Genomic DNA, 15,905 nt, shown 5'->3' with positions numbered 1-15,905 from the left:
GACGGTCGGACACGACACGCAGGCGCCGGCGCTTCGGCGTCGCTCACCAAGGAGATTTCGATGACCGCATCGGCTGCCGTACTCGCCATCCTGGCTGCGCTGTTTCTCGGCGCGATGATTCCGGGCCCGAGCTTCGTGCTGGTGGCCCGCAATGCGATCGGGCTGTCGCGCCGCGACGGGCTGGCCACCGCGCTCGGCATGGGCATCGGCGGCATCGTGTTCGGCGGCGTCGCGCTGGCCGGGCTCTACACGCTGCTGCAGGCCGTCGAATGGCTGTACGTGGGCCTCAAGGTGGCGGGCGGCGCGTACCTGATCTATATGGCGTCGAAGATCTGGCGCGGCGCCGACCGGCCGATCGCGATGGACGATCCGCAGGCGATGGGCGGCGGCAGCGCGCGCAAGTCGTTCTGGACGGGCCTCACGACCCAGCTCAGCAACCCGAAGACGGCGATCTGGTACGGCAGCATCTTCGCGGCGCTGCTCCCGCAGCATCCGCCGCTGTGGTGCTATCTGGCGCTGCCGCCGCTCGTGTTCGGCGTCGAGTTCGGCTGGTACACGATCGTCGCGCTGTGTTTCTCCACGCGTCGGCCGCGCGAGCTCTACCTGCGCGCGAAGAAGTGGGTCGACCGCGTCGCGGCCGGTGCGATCACGCTGCTCGGGCTGCGGCTGATCCTGAACGCGCCGAAAGCGGGAATCTGAGCGCTTCCATTCCTGTTCTGCATCGCACGGCGGCCGGCCATTCCAGCGGCCGGCCGTCGGCGCGCACTGCGCTTCGGCATCAGGCTTCGCTGAACCGCTCCAGCAGCGCCGCGAACCGCGCGTCGTCGGGAAACACCTTCACTTCATAACGCACCGGGCGATGCCCGGTGGCCGTCATCAGGTCGCCGCACGTGTTCAGCAGCTCGGCCATCGGCACGTAGGCCGACTGTCCGGTCGACTCGCGATGGAGCGCGACGATATCCGTCTCGGGCAGCAGCGTGTGCACGCCGTCGCTCCATACGCCGACGCTGAACAGGCTGCCGTCCTGGCGCTTGTACACCGAGTAGGTCGCCACGAAAACGTCGGTGCCGTCGCGTTCATGCACGTCGTCGAGGAGCATCCGCTGATCCTGGTAGTCGCCCGCCAGCTCGCCGACGCGCAGCGCGGCCAGCTTCGTTTCGAGCCCTTCCGGCACGAAACGCCGCCACGCGGTGCCGTCCCAGCGCAGCATCAGCGGCGGCAGCGGGCGCGGCTGCGCCTGCGCCTGTTCGGCGAGGTCGACCATGGCGGCGAGCCCGGCCGGATTGCGGTCGCCGGTGAGCAGCAGCACCGCGCGGTTCGGTGCCATCACGACCGGCGCGCCGGCGATCGGCTGCCGGTGGAGCAGGTCGGTCAGCAGCAGCCGCGCCGCGTCGTAGTAATCGTTGAATTGCGACAGGAACACCCCGTTCGGCAGCGCGGCCCACGGCGCCGACGATTCGGCCCGCAGGTTGTCGATCGCGATCTCGCATGCGTCGTCGAACGAGACGCCCCATTTGTCGAGCGTCGAGGTCGGCAGGCGCGCGATGTTGAACTCGCCGTCGTACGCGATGCCGATTTCGATGTTCTCGCACAGCGGCCGGAATGCGAGTTCCGTTACGCCGGGCTGCCCGGCCAGTTGCAGCGCGGCCACGCCGCGCTCGGTCGCGCTGCGGATTATGGGCCGCAGCTGCGCGCGTGCGGCGGCGAAATCCTCGGGGATCTCGTGCTGCATCATCGCGTTCGCCTGCCGTTTCAGCACGGTGTCGCGCTCGGACGGCTTCGCGGCCGCGTAGTCGCGGAACAGGTTGTGCAGGTTGATGATGGTCGACGGAGCATCCGACTGGACGAGACAGCCCTTCTCGTCCTCGTGGTGCCAGGTGCGCGTGTCGCCCGATGCGCGCAGCGTGGCGATCAGGCGTTCGGCGAAGGCCTGCGGGGTCGGCGGTTTGCCGAAACGGTCGCGCAGGCGCGTGACGAGGTTGGCAAGCATCGTGTGCGGTCGGGCCGGGCCCGTTTGTTGTCGTTGTGGGTCGGTGGCACCCGGTCTCGGGGGCGCAGCCCGCGGCCGGCACGCGTGGCCCGACGGGTGCTGCGATGGTAGCGCAACGCGGCGGGTCTCGGCGGCCCGAATTCGCAACCGGCGGGCGATGCGGCGGCGGGCAAGGGCGGCAGAACCGTCGCGGCAGCAGCCCTCGGCTGCCCGCCAAGCCTTGTGTGGCGGGCGTTCGCGAGTGCCGCACGCGCCACCGGGCGGTGGCGCTTCCCCGATTCTGGCGGTCGACCTCCCGGCGACGTGTAAACTGCTGCCTTTTTTGACGGTTTGCAGCATGGTGCAAGCACCTTCGCGCCCGGCGCTGAGCGGCCCGGCGCTCGTCCGGCTGCTCGCGCGCCTGGCCGACGCCGACGTCGCGGAATCCCGGCAGACGCTGTCCGACCGGCTGAGCCAGTGGCTCGGCTGGACCGACGCGATCACGCTGTCGTCCGCGCTGAATGCGAGCCCGCCCGGCGTCGCGGCCGGCGTGCGCGGTTACGACGCGGAGCGCGACTGCGCGCGCGTGCGCCACGAGCTCGCGCAGGCGATCACGGCCGCCAACCGGCCGCGTGCGCGGCGCCGGCCCGGCGATCCGCCGCCGCCAGCCGCCGACACAGCCGATTTCGCGGACTTCCGCCAGCGTTACCTGTCCCTGCAGCAGGACATGGAAACGGCGATCGGCCAGTTGCGTGGGCGCCTGCGGGTCGCGCTCGCCGCGTGCTCGTCCGGGATGGCGCGGCTCGCGACGCTCGACGCGATCATGGAGCGCGTGCTCGGCGCGCGCGAGCGCAGCCTGCTGTCGGCCGTGCCCGCGCTGCTCGGTACGCGCTTCGGGCGGCTGCGCGACGCGGAGCGGCAGGCGCTGGCAGATGCCGAAGCCGCGGCCGCAGCGGAATCCGCGGCCGATCCAGCCGATGACGGCGCGGCGATCGTCAACAGCCCGGCCGTCGCGGCGATCGTGCCCGGCGCATGGCTCGATACGTTTCGCGACGAGATGCAAAGCATCCTGCTTGCCGAACTCGAAGTCCGGTTTCAAACGGTAGACGGGCTGCTCGCGGCCCTTCGCACCTGCTAATCAACACGCTATGTCCAGAATTCGCCTTGATCTCGTTGTCTTCGTCGCCGGTCTGCTCGCTGTGGGCTGGATCGGCGTCGGCTATGTCGCGTCGAACCCGCTGGCGTCGGCCGTCACGCTGCTGATCGCCGCGTGCTACGTCGCCGGCGCATGGGAACTGCTGCGCTACCGGCAGGCCACCGCCACGCTGTCGCACGCGGTCGCCGGCCTGACCGAGCCGCCCGCGAAGCTCGACACGTGGCTCGACACGCTGCACCCGGGCCTGCGCGGCGCCGTGCGCGCGCGGGTCGAAGGCGCGCGCGTCGCGCTGCCGGGCCCGTCGCTCACGCCTTATCTCGTCGGCCTGCTCGTGCTGCTCGGCATGCTCGGCACGTTGCTCGGGATGGTCGTCACGCTGAAGGGCACGGGCGCCGCGCTCGAAAGCGCGACCGATCTCGACGCGATTCGCGCGTCGCTGATCGCGCCGGTGAAGGGCCTCGGCTTCGCATTCGGCACGTCGATTGCCGGCGTCGCGGCGTCCGCGATGCTCGGCCTGCTGTCCGCGCTCGTGCGCCGCGAGCGGATCGACGCGGCCCAGCAGCTCGACGCGAAGATCGCGACGACGCTGCGTGTGCACTCGTCCGCGCACCAGCGCGACGAATCGTTCCGGCTGCTGCAGCGCCAGGCCGACGTGATGCCGGCGCTGGTCGACCGCCTGCAGACGATGATGACGTCGCTCGAGGCGCGCAGCGTCGCGCTGCACGATCGCCAGATCGAAAGCCAGCAAGCGTTCTTCGATCGGACCGAGCGCGCGTATGCGGGCCTCGCGTCGAATGTCGGGGACGCGCTGAAGGAAAGCGCCGCCGAAAGCGCGCGCGTGGCCGGTGCCGCGCTGCAGCCGGTCGTCGCCGCGACGATGACGGGGCTCGCGCAGGAGATGGCCGCGCTGCGCGACACCGTGACGGGCGCCGTGCAGCGTCAGCTCGACGGGCTGACGGACGGCTTCGAGAAGACCACCGGCAACGTGACGGCCGTCTGGAGCCGCGCGCTCGACGAACAGCGCCGCGCGGGCGATGCCGTCGCGCAGCAGTTGCAGACGACCCTCGGCCAGTTCACCGAGACCTTCGCGCAGCGTTCGACGGACCTGCTCGACGGCGTCGCGACGCGCCTCGAATCGACCGAAAGCCGCCTGTCGGATGCCTGGCGCGATGCGCTGGCGCGCCAGGAGCAGGTCGGCGAGACGCTGGCCGGCCAGCATGCGCGTGCGCTGGGCGAGGCCGCCGCGACGTTCGAACGCCATTCGGGCGCGACGCTTGCCGCGATGCGCGAGTCGCACGCGGGGCTGCAGACCGAGCTGGCCGCGCGCGACGAACGGCGCCTTACCGCGTGGAACGAATCGCTGGCCGCGATGGCTGCAAAGCTCGGCGACGAATGGCAGCGTGCGGGTGTGCATAGCGCGGGCCGTCAGCAGGAAATCTGCGATGCACTCGCGCAAACGACGCGCGACCTGACCGCACAGGCTTCGGCTTTCGAACAGCGCTCGAACGACCTGCTGTCGACGATCCGCGAGTCGCACACGGGCCTGCAGACGCAACTGGCGGCGCGCGACGAGGAACGTCTCACCGCGTGGAACGAATCGCTGGCCGCGATGGCCGCGAAGCTCGGCGACGAATGGCAGCGTGCAGGCGTGCACAGCGCAGGCCGTCAGCAGGAAATCTGCGACGCACTGGCGCAAACGACGCGCGACCTGACCGCACAGGCTTCGGCTTTCGAACAGCGCTCGAACGACCTGCTGTCGACGATCCGCGAGTCGCACACGGGCCTGCAGACGCAACTGGCGGCGCGCGACGAGGAACGTCTCACCGCGTGGAACGATTCGCTGGCCGCGATGGCCGCGAAGCTCGGCGACGAATGGCAGCGTGCGGGGGTACACAGCGCAGGCCGTCAGCAGGAGATCTGCGACGCACTGGCGCAAACGACGCGCGACCTGTCCGCGCAGGCTTCGACCTTCGAACAGCGCTCGAACGACCTGCTGTCGACGATCCGCGATTCGCACACCGGTCTGCAGACGCAACTGGCCGCGCGCGACGAGGAACGCCTCACCGCGTGGAACGAATCGCTGGCCGCGATGGCCGCGAAGCTGGGCGACGAATGGCAACGCGCAGGCGTGCACAGTGCGGGCCGTCAGCAGGAAATCTGCGACGCACTCGCGCAAACGACGCGCGACCTGACCGCGCAGGCTGCAACGTTCGAACAACGCTCGAATGACCTGCTGTCGACGATCCGCGAGTCGCACACGGGCTTGCAGACGCAACTGGCCGCCCGCGACGAACAACGCCTCGCCGCGTGGAACGACTCGCTCGCCGCGATGGCGGCCGCGCTGCGCGACGAATGGGCGCACACGAGCGCGCAGGCCGCAACGCGCCAGCAGGACATCTGCGACACGCTGGCCCGCACCGCGAACGACATCACCGCGCAGGCGCAGGTGCATGCGAGCGACACGATCAACGAGATCGCGCGCCTCGTGCAGGCTGCGTCGGAGGCGCCGAAGGCCGCGGCCGACGTCGTCGCCGAACTGCGCCAGCGCCTGTCCGACAGCCTGGTACACGACACCGCGATGCTCGAGGAACGCAGCCGCCTGCTCGCGACGCTCGAAACGCTGCTCGGCGCGGTCAATCACGCGTCGACCGAACAGCGCACCGCGATCGACGCGCTCGTCAGCACGTCGGCCGACCTGCTCGACCGCGTCGGGGCACGCTTCAACGACACCGTCGACGCCGAAACGCGCAAGCTCGACTCGGTGGCCGCGCAAGTCACGGCGGGCGCGGTCGAAGTCGCGAGCCTCGGCGATGCGTTCGGGATGGCCGTGCAGGTATTCGGCGAGTCGAACGACAAGCTGCTGACCCATCTGCAACGCATCGAGGCCGCGCTCGAGAAGTCGCTCGCGCGCAGCGACGAGCAGCTCGAATACTATGTCGCGCAGGCGCGCGAGGTGATCGACCTGAGCATGATGTCGCAGAAGCAGATCGTCGAAGACCTGCAGCAGCTCGCCGGCCGGCGGGCGTCCGTCGGAGCGTAACGCATGCACGACGAAATCGACGGCGGCGCGTCCTCCGCGCCGGTGTGGCCCGCATTCGCCGACCTGATGTCGGTGCTGCTCGGCGCGTTCGTGCTGATCCTCGTCGGCGTGATTGGCATGCAGTTGCAGCTCACGTCGAAGCTCGAGGAAGCCGTGCGCGCGCGCCAGCAGGAAGCGCAGCAGCGCAAGTCGCTCGAGCAGGCGCTCGCCGGGCCGCTCGCGGCCGGCCGCGTGACGCTCGTGAACGGACGCATCGGCATCAGCGGCAACGTGCTGTTCGCGCTGAACTCCGACCAGTTGCAGCCCGCCGGCCGCGACCTGCTGAAGACGCTGGCCGCACCGCTCGCCGCCTACCTGAAGACACGCGACGAGATCCTGATGATCAGCGGCTTCGCCGACGACCAGCAGGTGCATGCCGGCAACCGCCAGTTCGCGGACAACTGGGAACTGTCGGCCAAGCGCGCGTTGACGGTCACGCGTGCGATGATCGACGCCGGCGTGCCGGCGTCGTCGGTGTTCGCGGCCGCGTTCGGCTCGGAACAGCCGGTCAGCTCGAATGCGGACGATGAAGGCCGCGCGAAGAACCGTCGCGTGGAGATCGCGCCGGTGCCGCGCAAGTCGGCATCGAACGGAGGGAACGCGAAGTGACCGACGACGCGACGCATGTTCGCGCGACACTCGACGCATGGCGCGAGCAGGGCGCCGACCGGCTCGACCCCGTGCGCTTTCTCCGGATCGACGCGCTCGAGCGGCGTGCGGCCGCGCTCGAAGGCAACGCGCGCGGGCTGCTCGACGCGCGGCTCGCCGCGCTGATCGAAGGCTTCGCGGCGGTCGTCGCGCGGGCCGACGAAGCGAAGGCCGCCGCGAGCGGCACCGCGCAAGCCGCCGATGGTGCGGCCGGACGCGGCCCGTCGCTGGCGGCGCTCGTCGAGCGGCTCGGCCGCGATGCGCAGGCCGACCGGCGCGGGCTCGATCCCGAGCTGGTCGACTACTTCCGCACGATGTGGTCGAAGGTCCGCACCGAACAGCAGTACCGCCAGTCGCTCGACCAGGTGCCGCGCAACGCGGGGCCGCTCAATTCGAACAGCCTCGTGCACCGGTCGCTCGCGACGATGCGCGAGCTGTCGCCGGAATATCTGCAGCAGTTCCTGTCGTACGTCGATGCGCTCGCGTGGCTCGAGGATCTCGCCGGCGGCGGCGCGCAGCCCGAGAAGGAAGCACCGCGCGCGAAGGCGGTGAAGAAGAGCGCGCGCGCCAAGACCCGGTAGCGCGCGAGCACGCACCGTTGCGGCCGCGCGCCGGTCACATCGACGTCAGGCCCGACGCCGGCGCGCTTTGATAGCGGGCCGCGCTGATGAATTTCGAGAAGCGTTCGCACCAGATCACGACCGACGTGTATTGCGCGGGATTCACGTCGTCGGGAAGCGCCACGACGAAATTGCCGAATGTCTTCAGGTCGCCCACGCGTACGGCGCGCGCCTTGATCGCGAGGAACGACGCTCGCGTGTCGACGAAGGCCGGCACGAGATAGAGCTTGTAGTCGGGGCCCGGTGCGATGTCGCCCTCGAACGCGATCGACGAATCGGTGACGGTCAGCTTGCCGTCCGCCCAGTGCAGCGCGTCGCTGCCCGGCAGGTTGCGTTCGAAGCGGCCGGTATGGCGCGCGTTTTCCGCGGCCACTTGCAGTTCGACGGCGCTTGCGCCTTCCGTCGCCGTGAGGATCGGCAGCACGTAGATGCCCGTGGCGAACGCCGCGAGGCCCGTCGCGAGATGCGACGCGATCAGTATCCAGAATCTGGTTTTCATGTCGGACCCTTTGAACGAAAACGGAGGGTGGCGCCGGGCCACATGCCGGTAGTCGCGCGGGCCGGCGGAATCTGACAGCCGATCGGGTTTTCGTTCAACACGCCGTTACATGCCGTTCCTGTCGGCCTGCTGCGTGGCAGCTGCACAGTGACGCGACGCCGGATTTTTTCTTCGGCGAGTGTCATCTTTGCGCACGCGGCGCGACTCACTCTCCGTCGACAACATCGTCGATGCTCAGGAGAGATCAGATGAACAAGCTTGCCCTGTATGTTCTCGCGACGGTTGCCGCGACCGCTTCCGCTTTCGTTTCCGTGTCCGCGTGGGCCGCGCCGCAGTCCACCGTGACGCGCGCGGAGGTGAAGGCCGAACTGGCCGCCCTGCGTGCGGCCGGCTACCGCCAGAACGGCGAAGACCCGTACTATCCGGCGCGGCTGGCGGAGGCGCTGAAGAAGGTCGGTTCGACCGGCACGTCGGCGGCCGATACCAGCGGATACGGAATGGCGGCACCGGCCGCGAGCGAATCGGGCCCGATGGCGGCCGACAGACCGATCTATCGCGGACGATGATCCGGGCCGGACGTTGCGCCCGTCGGTGGGCGCGGCGTCCGATTAATCCGGACTGCGATCGACTTCAGGTTACGCAACGTCAGCGTGCTGGCGTGCCTTCGGCAATCTCCGCGCCGAGCGCGTGCAACGCCTCGACCAGCGCCGCCGCGAACGGCGGATGCGCGGCGATGCCGGCCGCGTCGAGCTGGCTGCCGAGGATCGGGAGCGAGATCGACGCGCGCTCGACGATGCGCGCCGACATCACCGTCAGCGTTTCCCGCAGCGCCGCGTCCGCATGCGTCGCGCGCGGCGATGCGTTCAGCACCGCGACCGGCTTGTACACGAACGCTTCGCATCCCACGACCCAGTCGAGCGCGTTTTTCATCACGCCGGTCACGCCGTGCGCGTATTCCGGGCTCGCGATCAGCACGCCGTCGGCGGCGTTCAGGCGATCGATCAGGTCGCGCACCGCGGCGGGCGACGGATATTCCGCGTCGGGGTTGAACAGCGGAAATTCGCCGAGGCGATCGAAGCGCGTGATGTGCGTCCCGGGCGGCGCGACGCGTGCCGCAGCATCCAGCAGCGCCGCGTTATACGACTGCGCACGCAGGCTGCCGCATAGCGCGACGATGTCGATGCGGCGCTCGGAATCGGGTTGGAGTTCGGTAGCCATTGGGGAGCGTGTCGTTGAGTGGTTTGCGCGAGGGGGCGCGCCGGCCCGACGGATTATCGCATCGGCGCACGGGCGGAGTGACGCGCTTGGGCGCCCCCGTGCAAGCGGTGCGGTTCGCGCCTTTCCCGCGGAAATCCCGGGTGGCGACATTCTGCGGCAACGACGTCGGCCATCCCGGCCGCACGCGCGAATGTGCCGATTTCCCACCCGTTGCCGAGCAGCAGACGACGCGTATGCAGCGCGCCGTGCACGTCGTCGGCAACGGCTTCGCCGAGATAGCGCAGCGCGCGGCCTTCGATGTCGACGAAGCCGTGTCGATAGTCATGGGCCAGCGCGGTCCACAGCTGCGCCGCGCCGATCGACTGACGTGCCCCGCTGATCAGGCACAGGCCGGCGTCGAGTCCCCAGCGATACAGCGTCGTCGCGAGGCCCTTGCGTTGCGCGGATCCGCGCAGCCGCGTGTGCGGCGCGCGCAGGTAGCGGTCTGCGCGACGGGGGATTTCGGGCAGGCGGTTGAATACCGTATAGCCGGCGAGCTGGCGCGCGGCCGGCTCCTCGACGTACAGGAAGTATTCGCCGTCGGCCTCGCGGTGGCGGACGATCAGGCCGGAGCGGCCGAGCGCGACGGCCGGCAGGCCGTGCAGGCGATGGCCCGGCTGGTGCAGGCGTGCGTAGAGCGAGTCGAGTTCATCGTCGATGTCGTGCTGGGAATGCTGTACGTCGATGCGCATGGCAAAAGCCGCCCGTCCCGGGCGGTCCGAGAAAGTGGTTCATCGCAAGAGGGGAGAGGAATGGGTGCGGCCCCCGGGCTCGGCGAAGCGAGCCGGGGCCGCGAATCAGCTGGGGATGTGCTGGAAACCGGCGGCGATCGCGGCGAGGCCCGCGATGCAGAGTGCGAACAGGATCAGGACTTTGTGAATCACGTCTCTCTCCTCATGAATGCGCGGCGCCGAAGGGCGGTGCCGCGGAGACGGTGACGGCGGGCACGGCCCGCGCGGCCGTCGTGCGCGACGACGGTCGGGTGTCCGGGCGACCGATCGGGCGCGGACGGCCAGCACCATACGCGAGGCGCCGGGAGCGGGCAATCGTATCGGTGGAGAAAAGCGACGAAACGCGGAGAATCGCATCGTTTCGCGACGATTGGCCGCATGGGTGCGTGCCGTAGCCTGAGTGGAGGGCCGGCCGGACAGTCGCTGCCGTGCACCGCGCGCCCGGCTGGTGCCGGCCTGGCGAACCGACTACACTGCACGGTCAACGCAAAACGCACCACGCAAGGATTCCTCCATGGGAGCTGGCCCGTCCACGGATCGCTGAGCCGCAACGACCTTCGTCAACCGGTCGTTGCGGCGATCTCCCGTTGTCCATCGCTGACCAGGCAGATCGCCGCCAGATTTCCCTTTCTGAGCGGATGCCTTGTCATGCCTGAACAATCCACGCCCGTGTGGGCCCATTCGTTGCCGTCGGCGCTCCTGCTGATGGCCCCTTTCGATCTCCTCGCTTCGCTGGCGATGGACGTGTACCTGCCGGTGATCCCGGACATGCCGTCCGCGCTCGGCACGTCGCCGGCCGTCGTCCAGTTGACGCTGAGCGTCTACATGGTCGTTCTCGGCCTGGGCCAGATGATCTTCGGCCCGTTGTCGGATCGCATCGGCAGACGGCCGGTGATGCTGGGCGGCGCGCTGTGTTTTGCGGTAGCTTCCCTGGCGCTTGTGGTCACCACCGGCGGTGTCCCGTTCGTCGTGCTGCGCGCGCTGCAGGCGCTGGGCGCCGCGGCGGCGCTCGTCGCCACGTTCGCAACCGTTCGCGATGTCTACGCCGATCGCCCCGAAGGCCGCATCATCTACAGCCAGTTCGGCGCGATGCTGGCGTTCGTGCCCGCGCTGGGGCCGTTGCTGGGTACGGCCGTCGCAACGGCCTGCGGATGGCGCGCGATCTTCGCGATGCTCGGCCTGCTGGGGCTGCTGGCATGCGGGCGCGCGTGGCCGCGCTGGCACGAAACGCGTCCGCGGACGGCAAACCGGCAGGGGCCGTCCGTCGCATCGATTCTCGGCAGCCGGCCGTTCCGGGTTCACACGCTCGCGTTTGCGGCCTCGATGGGCGCGTTCTTCGTGTTCTTCTCGACCGCGCCGCGCGTGCTGGTCGGTGTGGCCGGTTACTCGCGCGTGTCGTTCAGCGTGGCCTTTGCGACTGTCGCGATCGTCATGGTCGTCGTCTCGCGCTTCGCCGGGAGATTCGTGTCGAAGTGGGGCGAGGCGGGCTGCGTGGCGCGAGGCGCGGTCGCGATGATGGCGGGCGCGATCGTGCTGGCGCTCGGCACGATCCTGACGAAGCCGTCGTTTGCGACGTTCGTGATGCCGATGTGGCTGGTTGCGGTCGGCATCGTGCTGATGTCGGCGGTGACGGCAAACGGTGCGCTGCGCGATTTCGGCGATGTCGCCGGCAAGGCAGTGGCGCTTTATTACGCGGTGCAGAGCGTGATCGTCACCGGCGTGGGCACGCTTGCGACGCTGGTGTTCGACGGGGCTACCGCGTGGCCGCTGGCGGCTTGCTGCTTCGGCATGGGCCTCGCGAGCTTCGTCGCGATCAGGAGGCTGACGCGTGCGACCGGCCATCTGCATGACGGGCGCGCTCGCGGCGTTGGTTTCGACTGAGCGCGCGCGGCGACGCACGGCGATTTCCGGCGGCGCGGCGCTCCGGCGGAGTCGCGGGCGCGCGGCCGGTGCCGTCAACCGTGGGCGGGCCAGCAGGCCCCGCCTTGCGCCGCCGCGTCAGGCCGGCGCGCGCTGCCCGAACGCCTGCCTCATCCGCGCGAACAACCCGTGCTGCGCGATCCATTCGGCATACGCGCGATAGTCGGGGTCGCGCATCAGGTGCCGTTCCTCGGTCTTCGCCCGCGTGTAGTAGATCAGGTTGACCGCGACGAGCCCCGCGCAGTGCATCAGCCCGACCTGCCAGCCGAGCGGCTCGACGAACGGTACCGACACCATCCAGTACGACAGGTTCTTCGTGATGTACGCCGGATGCTTCGTGAAGCGGTACGGGCCCGACGTGATGATCCCGCGGTTGGTCAGGTTCGAGAAACGCAGCCCGAACGAGATCGTGCACAGCGCGTACGTCAGCAGCAGCAGGATGATCACCGTGCCCCAGATCACGCGCAGCGTCGGGGCCGACAGCAGCCAGTTGTCCCAGAACAACGTGCCTTCGTAGCGGATGTAGTTGTTCGAGAACAGCGACCAGAACGGCTGGTAGCACATCAGCGCGGCTACCCAGCCGAGCGTCGTCGGCTCGACGGTGCGCACGTGGCTGTCGAGGATGCGGAACGTGCACAGGTAGCCGACGGTGCCGAACATCAGGTCCATCGTGAACGACAGGTCGTACATGAACATGAAGGTCGCGATCGTCGCCGGCGCGTGCATCGCGTTCGCGAGCGACGCGGTCAGGTGATCGGCGTCCTTCGACAGGTAGACGGTCATCAGCGGCAGGAAGAAGGCCTTCACGCCCCAGCCGGCCAGCATCTCGCGCACCGGCTTCCAGCTCGCGGGCTGCTCGCGGCGGAACAGGAAGCGGCCCCACAGCAGGTAGGCATCGTCGGTCTCGCGCTGGTGGCGATCCATCCACGCGAAGTAGAACGGCGCGGCGACGATCACGTACGGCGCGAGCGAGCGCAGCAGCGACCAGAACGGCCGGTAGAACGCGCCGTGGTATTCGGGCAGCAGCCAGTAGATCGCGCCGATGCCCGCATAGATCGACGCCAGCGCGCCGAGCCGCGTCGCGACGCGCGCGATGCCGAGCGGGCGGACGGCCTGCCGCGACAGGCCCGCGCTCGGACGCAGGTAGACGCGCGAGATGAAGATTTCGTGCAGCGCGATCGTGCCGATGATCGCGAGGCTGGCGATGACCGCGCGCGTGGCCGCATCGAAAGTCGGCTGGCCGCGCGTGATCCACAGCGCGAACAGTCCGGCGGCGATGCCGAGCAGGCCGGCGCGCAGGGGCGTGGCGGAACGGGGTGGGCGGTCCTGGACCGCGGCGATGCCGTCAAGCGTGGAGTTCATGATCGGATCCTCGTACGGGTGAAGGCCGGCGCCCCCGCTTGGCGGGTGACGCCGGCCGTCGGCCGGGCTTTGTATGGATGCGCGCCCGGCCATTGGCCTGTGGTTCTGATAAGTAAAGCGTTACTTCTTGGTGCCGCCGCCCAGCAGACCGCCGAGGAGGTTCGTCACCGGCGACAGCAGGTTGCCGGCGCCGCCCGCGGCACCGCCGTTCGAGCTGCCGGTCAGGCCGGCTGCCACGGAGCCGCCGCCGGCCGGCGTCGTGGCCGTGCCGGCCGCGCCGCCCGGGCTCGCGGTGCCGATGGCGCCCGCGGCGCCTGCCGGCGTCGTCAGCGCACCCGTCACCGTGCCGACCGGGCCGCTCGACAGCAGGCCGCCGAGCGTGCCCGTCACGTTGCCGCCCGGCGTCGTGACCGTGCCCGTAAGGCTGGCGCCGAGCGGCGTCAGCGAATTGACGAGGTTGGTGACCGGCGCCAGCAGGCCGCCGACACCCGCGCCACCGGTGCCGCTGGTGCCACTCGTTCCGCCGGTGCCGCTCGTGCCGCTCGTGCCGCTCGAACCGAGGCCGCCGAGCGCACCCGTCAGCGAGCCGAGCAGGCCCGTGACCGGTCCGAGCGGGCCGCCGCTGCTCGTGCCGCTCGTGCCGCCCGAACCGCTCGAGCTGCCGCCGCCCAGGCCGCCCGTCAGCGTGCCGAGCAGGCCCGTGATCGGGGCGAGCGGGTTGCTGCCGCCCGTGCCGCTGCTGGAGCTGCCCGCGTTGTTGTCGTGGACGAGGCCGCCGGTGGATGTCACCGTGTTGCCGAGCTGTGCCACGACGCCGCCGAGGCCGGTGCCGACCGGGTTGCCGGTTGCGCCGCCGACCTTCGTGCCGGCGAGGGCGAGGCCGTTGCCGAGCGCGCTCAGCAGGCCGTTGAGCGGCGTGCCGAGCAGCGTGACGCCGCCAAGCGTCTGCGTGGCGCCCGGCGTCGTGACACCGCCGGTCAGCGTGTTCGTGATCGGGTTGATCACCTTGCCGACCTGCGTCTCGAGCTGCTGGACCGGCGAGCTGTTCAGCGCCGTGTTGAGGCCCGACGCGGTCGAGTTGACGGTGCCGCCCACGGTGTTGACGAGATCGCCGACGAGCGTCGTGACCGGCGACAGCGGCGACAGCGGGCCGGAGCCGAGGCTCTTCACCGCGTTGCCGAGGTTGTTGACCGCGCCGCCGGCGCCGGTCAGCAGGCCGGTGGTCGACGTCAGCGTCGGTCCGAGCGGGTTCGCCGACACGCCGATCGAGCCGAGGCCGGCCGCGATGCCGTTGCCGAGCGCCTGCACGCCGTTGCCGAGGCTCGTGACCGCGTTGCCGACGCTGTTGGCCGTCGTCGGGTTCGTGCCGGGGATCTGCACGCCGCCGATCACGCCGCCGCCGTTCGCGACCGTCGTACCGACTGCCGTCACGAGGTTGCCGGATTTCTGGAGGACATTGCCGAGCGGGGTGACGCCGGTGCCGGAAGTGCCGGAGGTGCCCGACGTACCCGACGTACCGGAGGTGCCTGAGGTGCCGGAAGTACCCGAGGTGCCGGAAGTGCCCGACGTACCCGACGTACCGGAGGTGCCCGAGGTGCCGGAAGTGCCCGACGTACCGGAAGTACCCGACGTGCCGGAGGTACCCGACGTGCCGGAGGTACCCGAGGTGCCGGAAGTGCCCGACGTACCGGAGGTACCCGAAGTGCCGGAAGTACCCGAGGTACCGGAAGTACCCGACGTACCGGAAGTGCCCGAGGTGCCGGAGGTACCCGAGGTACCGGAAGTACCCGACGTACCGGAAGTGCCCGAGGTGCCGGAGGTACCCGACGTGCCGGAAGTGCCCGACGTACCGGAGGTACCCGAAGTGCCGGAAGTACCCGAGGTACCCGACGTACCGGAAGTGCCCGAGGTGCCGGAGGTACCCGACGTACCGGAGGTGCCCGAGGTGCCGGAGGTACCCGACGTACCGGAGGTGCCCGACGTGCCGGAAGTACCCGAGGTGCCGGAAGTACCCGACGTACCGGAAGTGCCCGAGGTGCCGGAAGTGCCCGACGTACCGGAGGTGCCCGAGGTGCCGGAAGTACCCGACGTACCCGAAGTCCCCGAACTACCCGAAGTCCCGCCACCCGAAGTCCCCGACGTCCCACCGCCCGACGTACCCGAAGTCCCCGAGCTGCCGCCCGTCCCTGACGTGCTTGGCTTGATCGTCGGCGGGGTCGTCGGTCCATCGACCGAGCCGCAACCATATAGTGCGAGCAGCGACGAGACGGCCATCGTTACCGTCGTCTTCTTGAAGAGTGTGTGCATGTTGGCCTCGACATTGGAAGTGTGTCCAAGCCTCCTCTGCAAATTCCGCGCCACGACAGCATTCGCGAAACGGTGTCGCGCTTTATTGCAGGAATCGGGAAGATCGGCGCGATTTAAACGGAGTAACGGCGCTTTCGCGCGACGGGCATGCTCGGTGCACGGGCGCGGCGGTTGCGATGTTCCCGTAAGCCGCCGTAACGCGCGGCGCGATGTTACGTAGCGTTCGATATCGCGTTGCGCGGATGGCCTCGAACCGAGGGCCGCATCTTTGACGAAACGCGCCGGCCCGATGAACATGGCGCGAAATCCCCGGCTGCCGACGATGCCGAAGCGGCCACGACTCCATACAGGACCCGG

At 69.7% G+C, this 15,905-nt stretch carries 13 protein-coding genes; 7 read left to right on the top strand and 6 right to left on the bottom strand.

Going from position 1 to position 15,905, the window contains the following annotated elements:
• The first annotated feature begins 60 nt into the window (after nucleotides 1–60).
• Complete coding sequence (locus E9536_RS04395; RefSeq protein ID WP_027790869.1) at nucleotides 61–699, top strand: LysE family translocator; 639 nt, start codon at nucleotides 61–63, stop codon at nucleotides 697–699.
• Between the two features lie 79 nt (nucleotides 700–778).
• Here the strand turns inward: E9536_RS04395 and E9536_RS04390 are convergent, their stop codons facing one another.
• Entirely contained in the window at nucleotides 779–1,990 is a 1,212-nt protein-coding gene (locus E9536_RS04390; RefSeq protein ID WP_136469342.1) for a hypothetical protein, read from the bottom strand.
• A gap of 337 nt (nucleotides 1,991–2,327) precedes the next feature.
• Here E9536_RS04390 and E9536_RS04385 point away from each other — a divergent pair, with 337 nt between their 5' ends.
• From E9536_RS04385 to E9536_RS04370, 4 genes are read left to right on the top strand one after another with little or no spacing between them, the layout of a single operon-like run.
• Nucleotides 2,328–3,107 (top strand): DUF3348 domain-containing protein, encoded by a 780-nt coding sequence (locus E9536_RS04385; RefSeq protein WP_136469341.1) that lies wholly within the window; start codon nucleotides 2,328–2,330, stop codon nucleotides 3,105–3,107.
• A gap of 10 nt (nucleotides 3,108–3,117) precedes the next feature.
• The gene (locus tag E9536_RS04380; RefSeq protein ID WP_136469340.1) at nucleotides 3,118–6,165 is read left to right on the top strand and encodes a DUF802 domain-containing protein; all 3,048 of its coding nucleotides are present in this window, start codon (nucleotides 3,118–3,120) and stop codon (nucleotides 6,163–6,165) included.
• A 3-nt stretch (nucleotides 6,166–6,168) separates the two neighbouring features.
• Entirely contained in the window at nucleotides 6,169–6,813 is a 645-nt protein-coding gene (locus E9536_RS04375; protein WP_021163899.1) for an OmpA family protein, read from the top strand.
• Nucleotides 6,810–7,433 carry a DUF2894 domain-containing protein gene (locus E9536_RS04370; RefSeq protein ID WP_136469339.1) on the top strand — a complete coding sequence of 208 codons (624 nt, stop codon included), beginning with the start codon at nucleotides 6,810–6,812 and terminating at the stop codon, nucleotides 7,431–7,433. Before E9536_RS04375 ends, E9536_RS04370 begins: the two co-directional genes overlap by 4 nt.
• 34 nt (nucleotides 7,434–7,467) lie before the next feature.
• On the opposite strand, the gene E9536_RS04365 is transcribed toward E9536_RS04370, so the two are convergent.
• Nucleotides 7,468–7,971, bottom strand: coding sequence for a DM13 domain-containing protein (locus tag E9536_RS04365; RefSeq protein WP_136469338.1), 504 nt, complete (start codon nucleotides 7,969–7,971; stop codon nucleotides 7,468–7,470).
• Between the two features lie 248 nt (nucleotides 7,972–8,219).
• Here E9536_RS04365 and E9536_RS04360 point away from each other — a divergent pair, with 248 nt between their 5' ends.
• Nucleotides 8,220–8,537, top strand: a complete 318-nt coding sequence (locus tag E9536_RS04360; RefSeq protein WP_060086353.1) for a DUF4148 domain-containing protein — start codon at nucleotides 8,220–8,222, stop codon at nucleotides 8,535–8,537.
• A gap of 79 nt (nucleotides 8,538–8,616) precedes the next feature.
• On the opposite strand, the gene E9536_RS04355 is transcribed toward E9536_RS04360, so the two are convergent.
• Nucleotides 8,617–9,189 carry an NADPH-dependent FMN reductase gene (locus E9536_RS04355; protein ID WP_136469337.1) on the bottom strand — a complete coding sequence of 191 codons (573 nt, stop codon included), beginning with the start codon at nucleotides 9,187–9,189 and terminating at the stop codon, nucleotides 8,617–8,619.
• A 53-nt stretch (nucleotides 9,190–9,242) separates the two neighbouring features.
• Entirely contained in the window at nucleotides 9,243–9,920 is a 678-nt protein-coding gene (locus E9536_RS04350) for a histone acetyltransferase (RefSeq protein ID WP_136469336.1), read from the bottom strand.
• Nucleotides 9,921–10,607: 687 nt separating this feature from the next.
• Between E9536_RS04350 and cml the strand changes: the two genes are divergently transcribed.
• The gene (cml, locus tag E9536_RS04345; RefSeq protein ID WP_136469335.1) at nucleotides 10,608–11,840 is read left to right on the top strand and encodes a CmlA/FloR family chloramphenicol efflux MFS transporter; all 1,233 of its coding nucleotides are present in this window, start codon (nucleotides 10,608–10,610) and stop codon (nucleotides 11,838–11,840) included.
• Between the two features lie 117 nt (nucleotides 11,841–11,957).
• Here the strand turns inward: cml and E9536_RS04340 are convergent, their stop codons facing one another.
• Together E9536_RS04340 and E9536_RS04335 are read right to left on the bottom strand one after the other, a co-directional pair.
• Nucleotides 11,958–13,241: an isoprenylcysteine carboxylmethyltransferase family protein gene (locus E9536_RS04340; protein WP_027790879.1), complete on the bottom strand. Its 1,284-nt coding sequence runs from the start codon at nucleotides 13,239–13,241 to the stop codon at nucleotides 11,958–11,960.
• Between the two features lie 120 nt (nucleotides 13,242–13,361).
• Nucleotides 13,362–15,548 (bottom strand): collagen-like triple helix repeat-containing protein, encoded by a 2,187-nt coding sequence (locus tag E9536_RS04335; protein ID WP_136469334.1) that lies wholly within the window; start codon nucleotides 15,546–15,548, stop codon nucleotides 13,362–13,364.
• Nucleotides 15,549–15,905: the final 357 nt, after the last annotated feature.

The organism is Burkholderia sp. LS-044, assembly GCF_004803625.1.
GTDB classification, from domain to species: Bacteria; Pseudomonadota; Gammaproteobacteria; order Burkholderiales; family Burkholderiaceae; genus Burkholderia; species Burkholderia cepacia.
The sequence above is the reverse complement of the archived record's forward strand: the minus strand, read 5'-3'. Positions and strand labels throughout refer to the sequence as shown.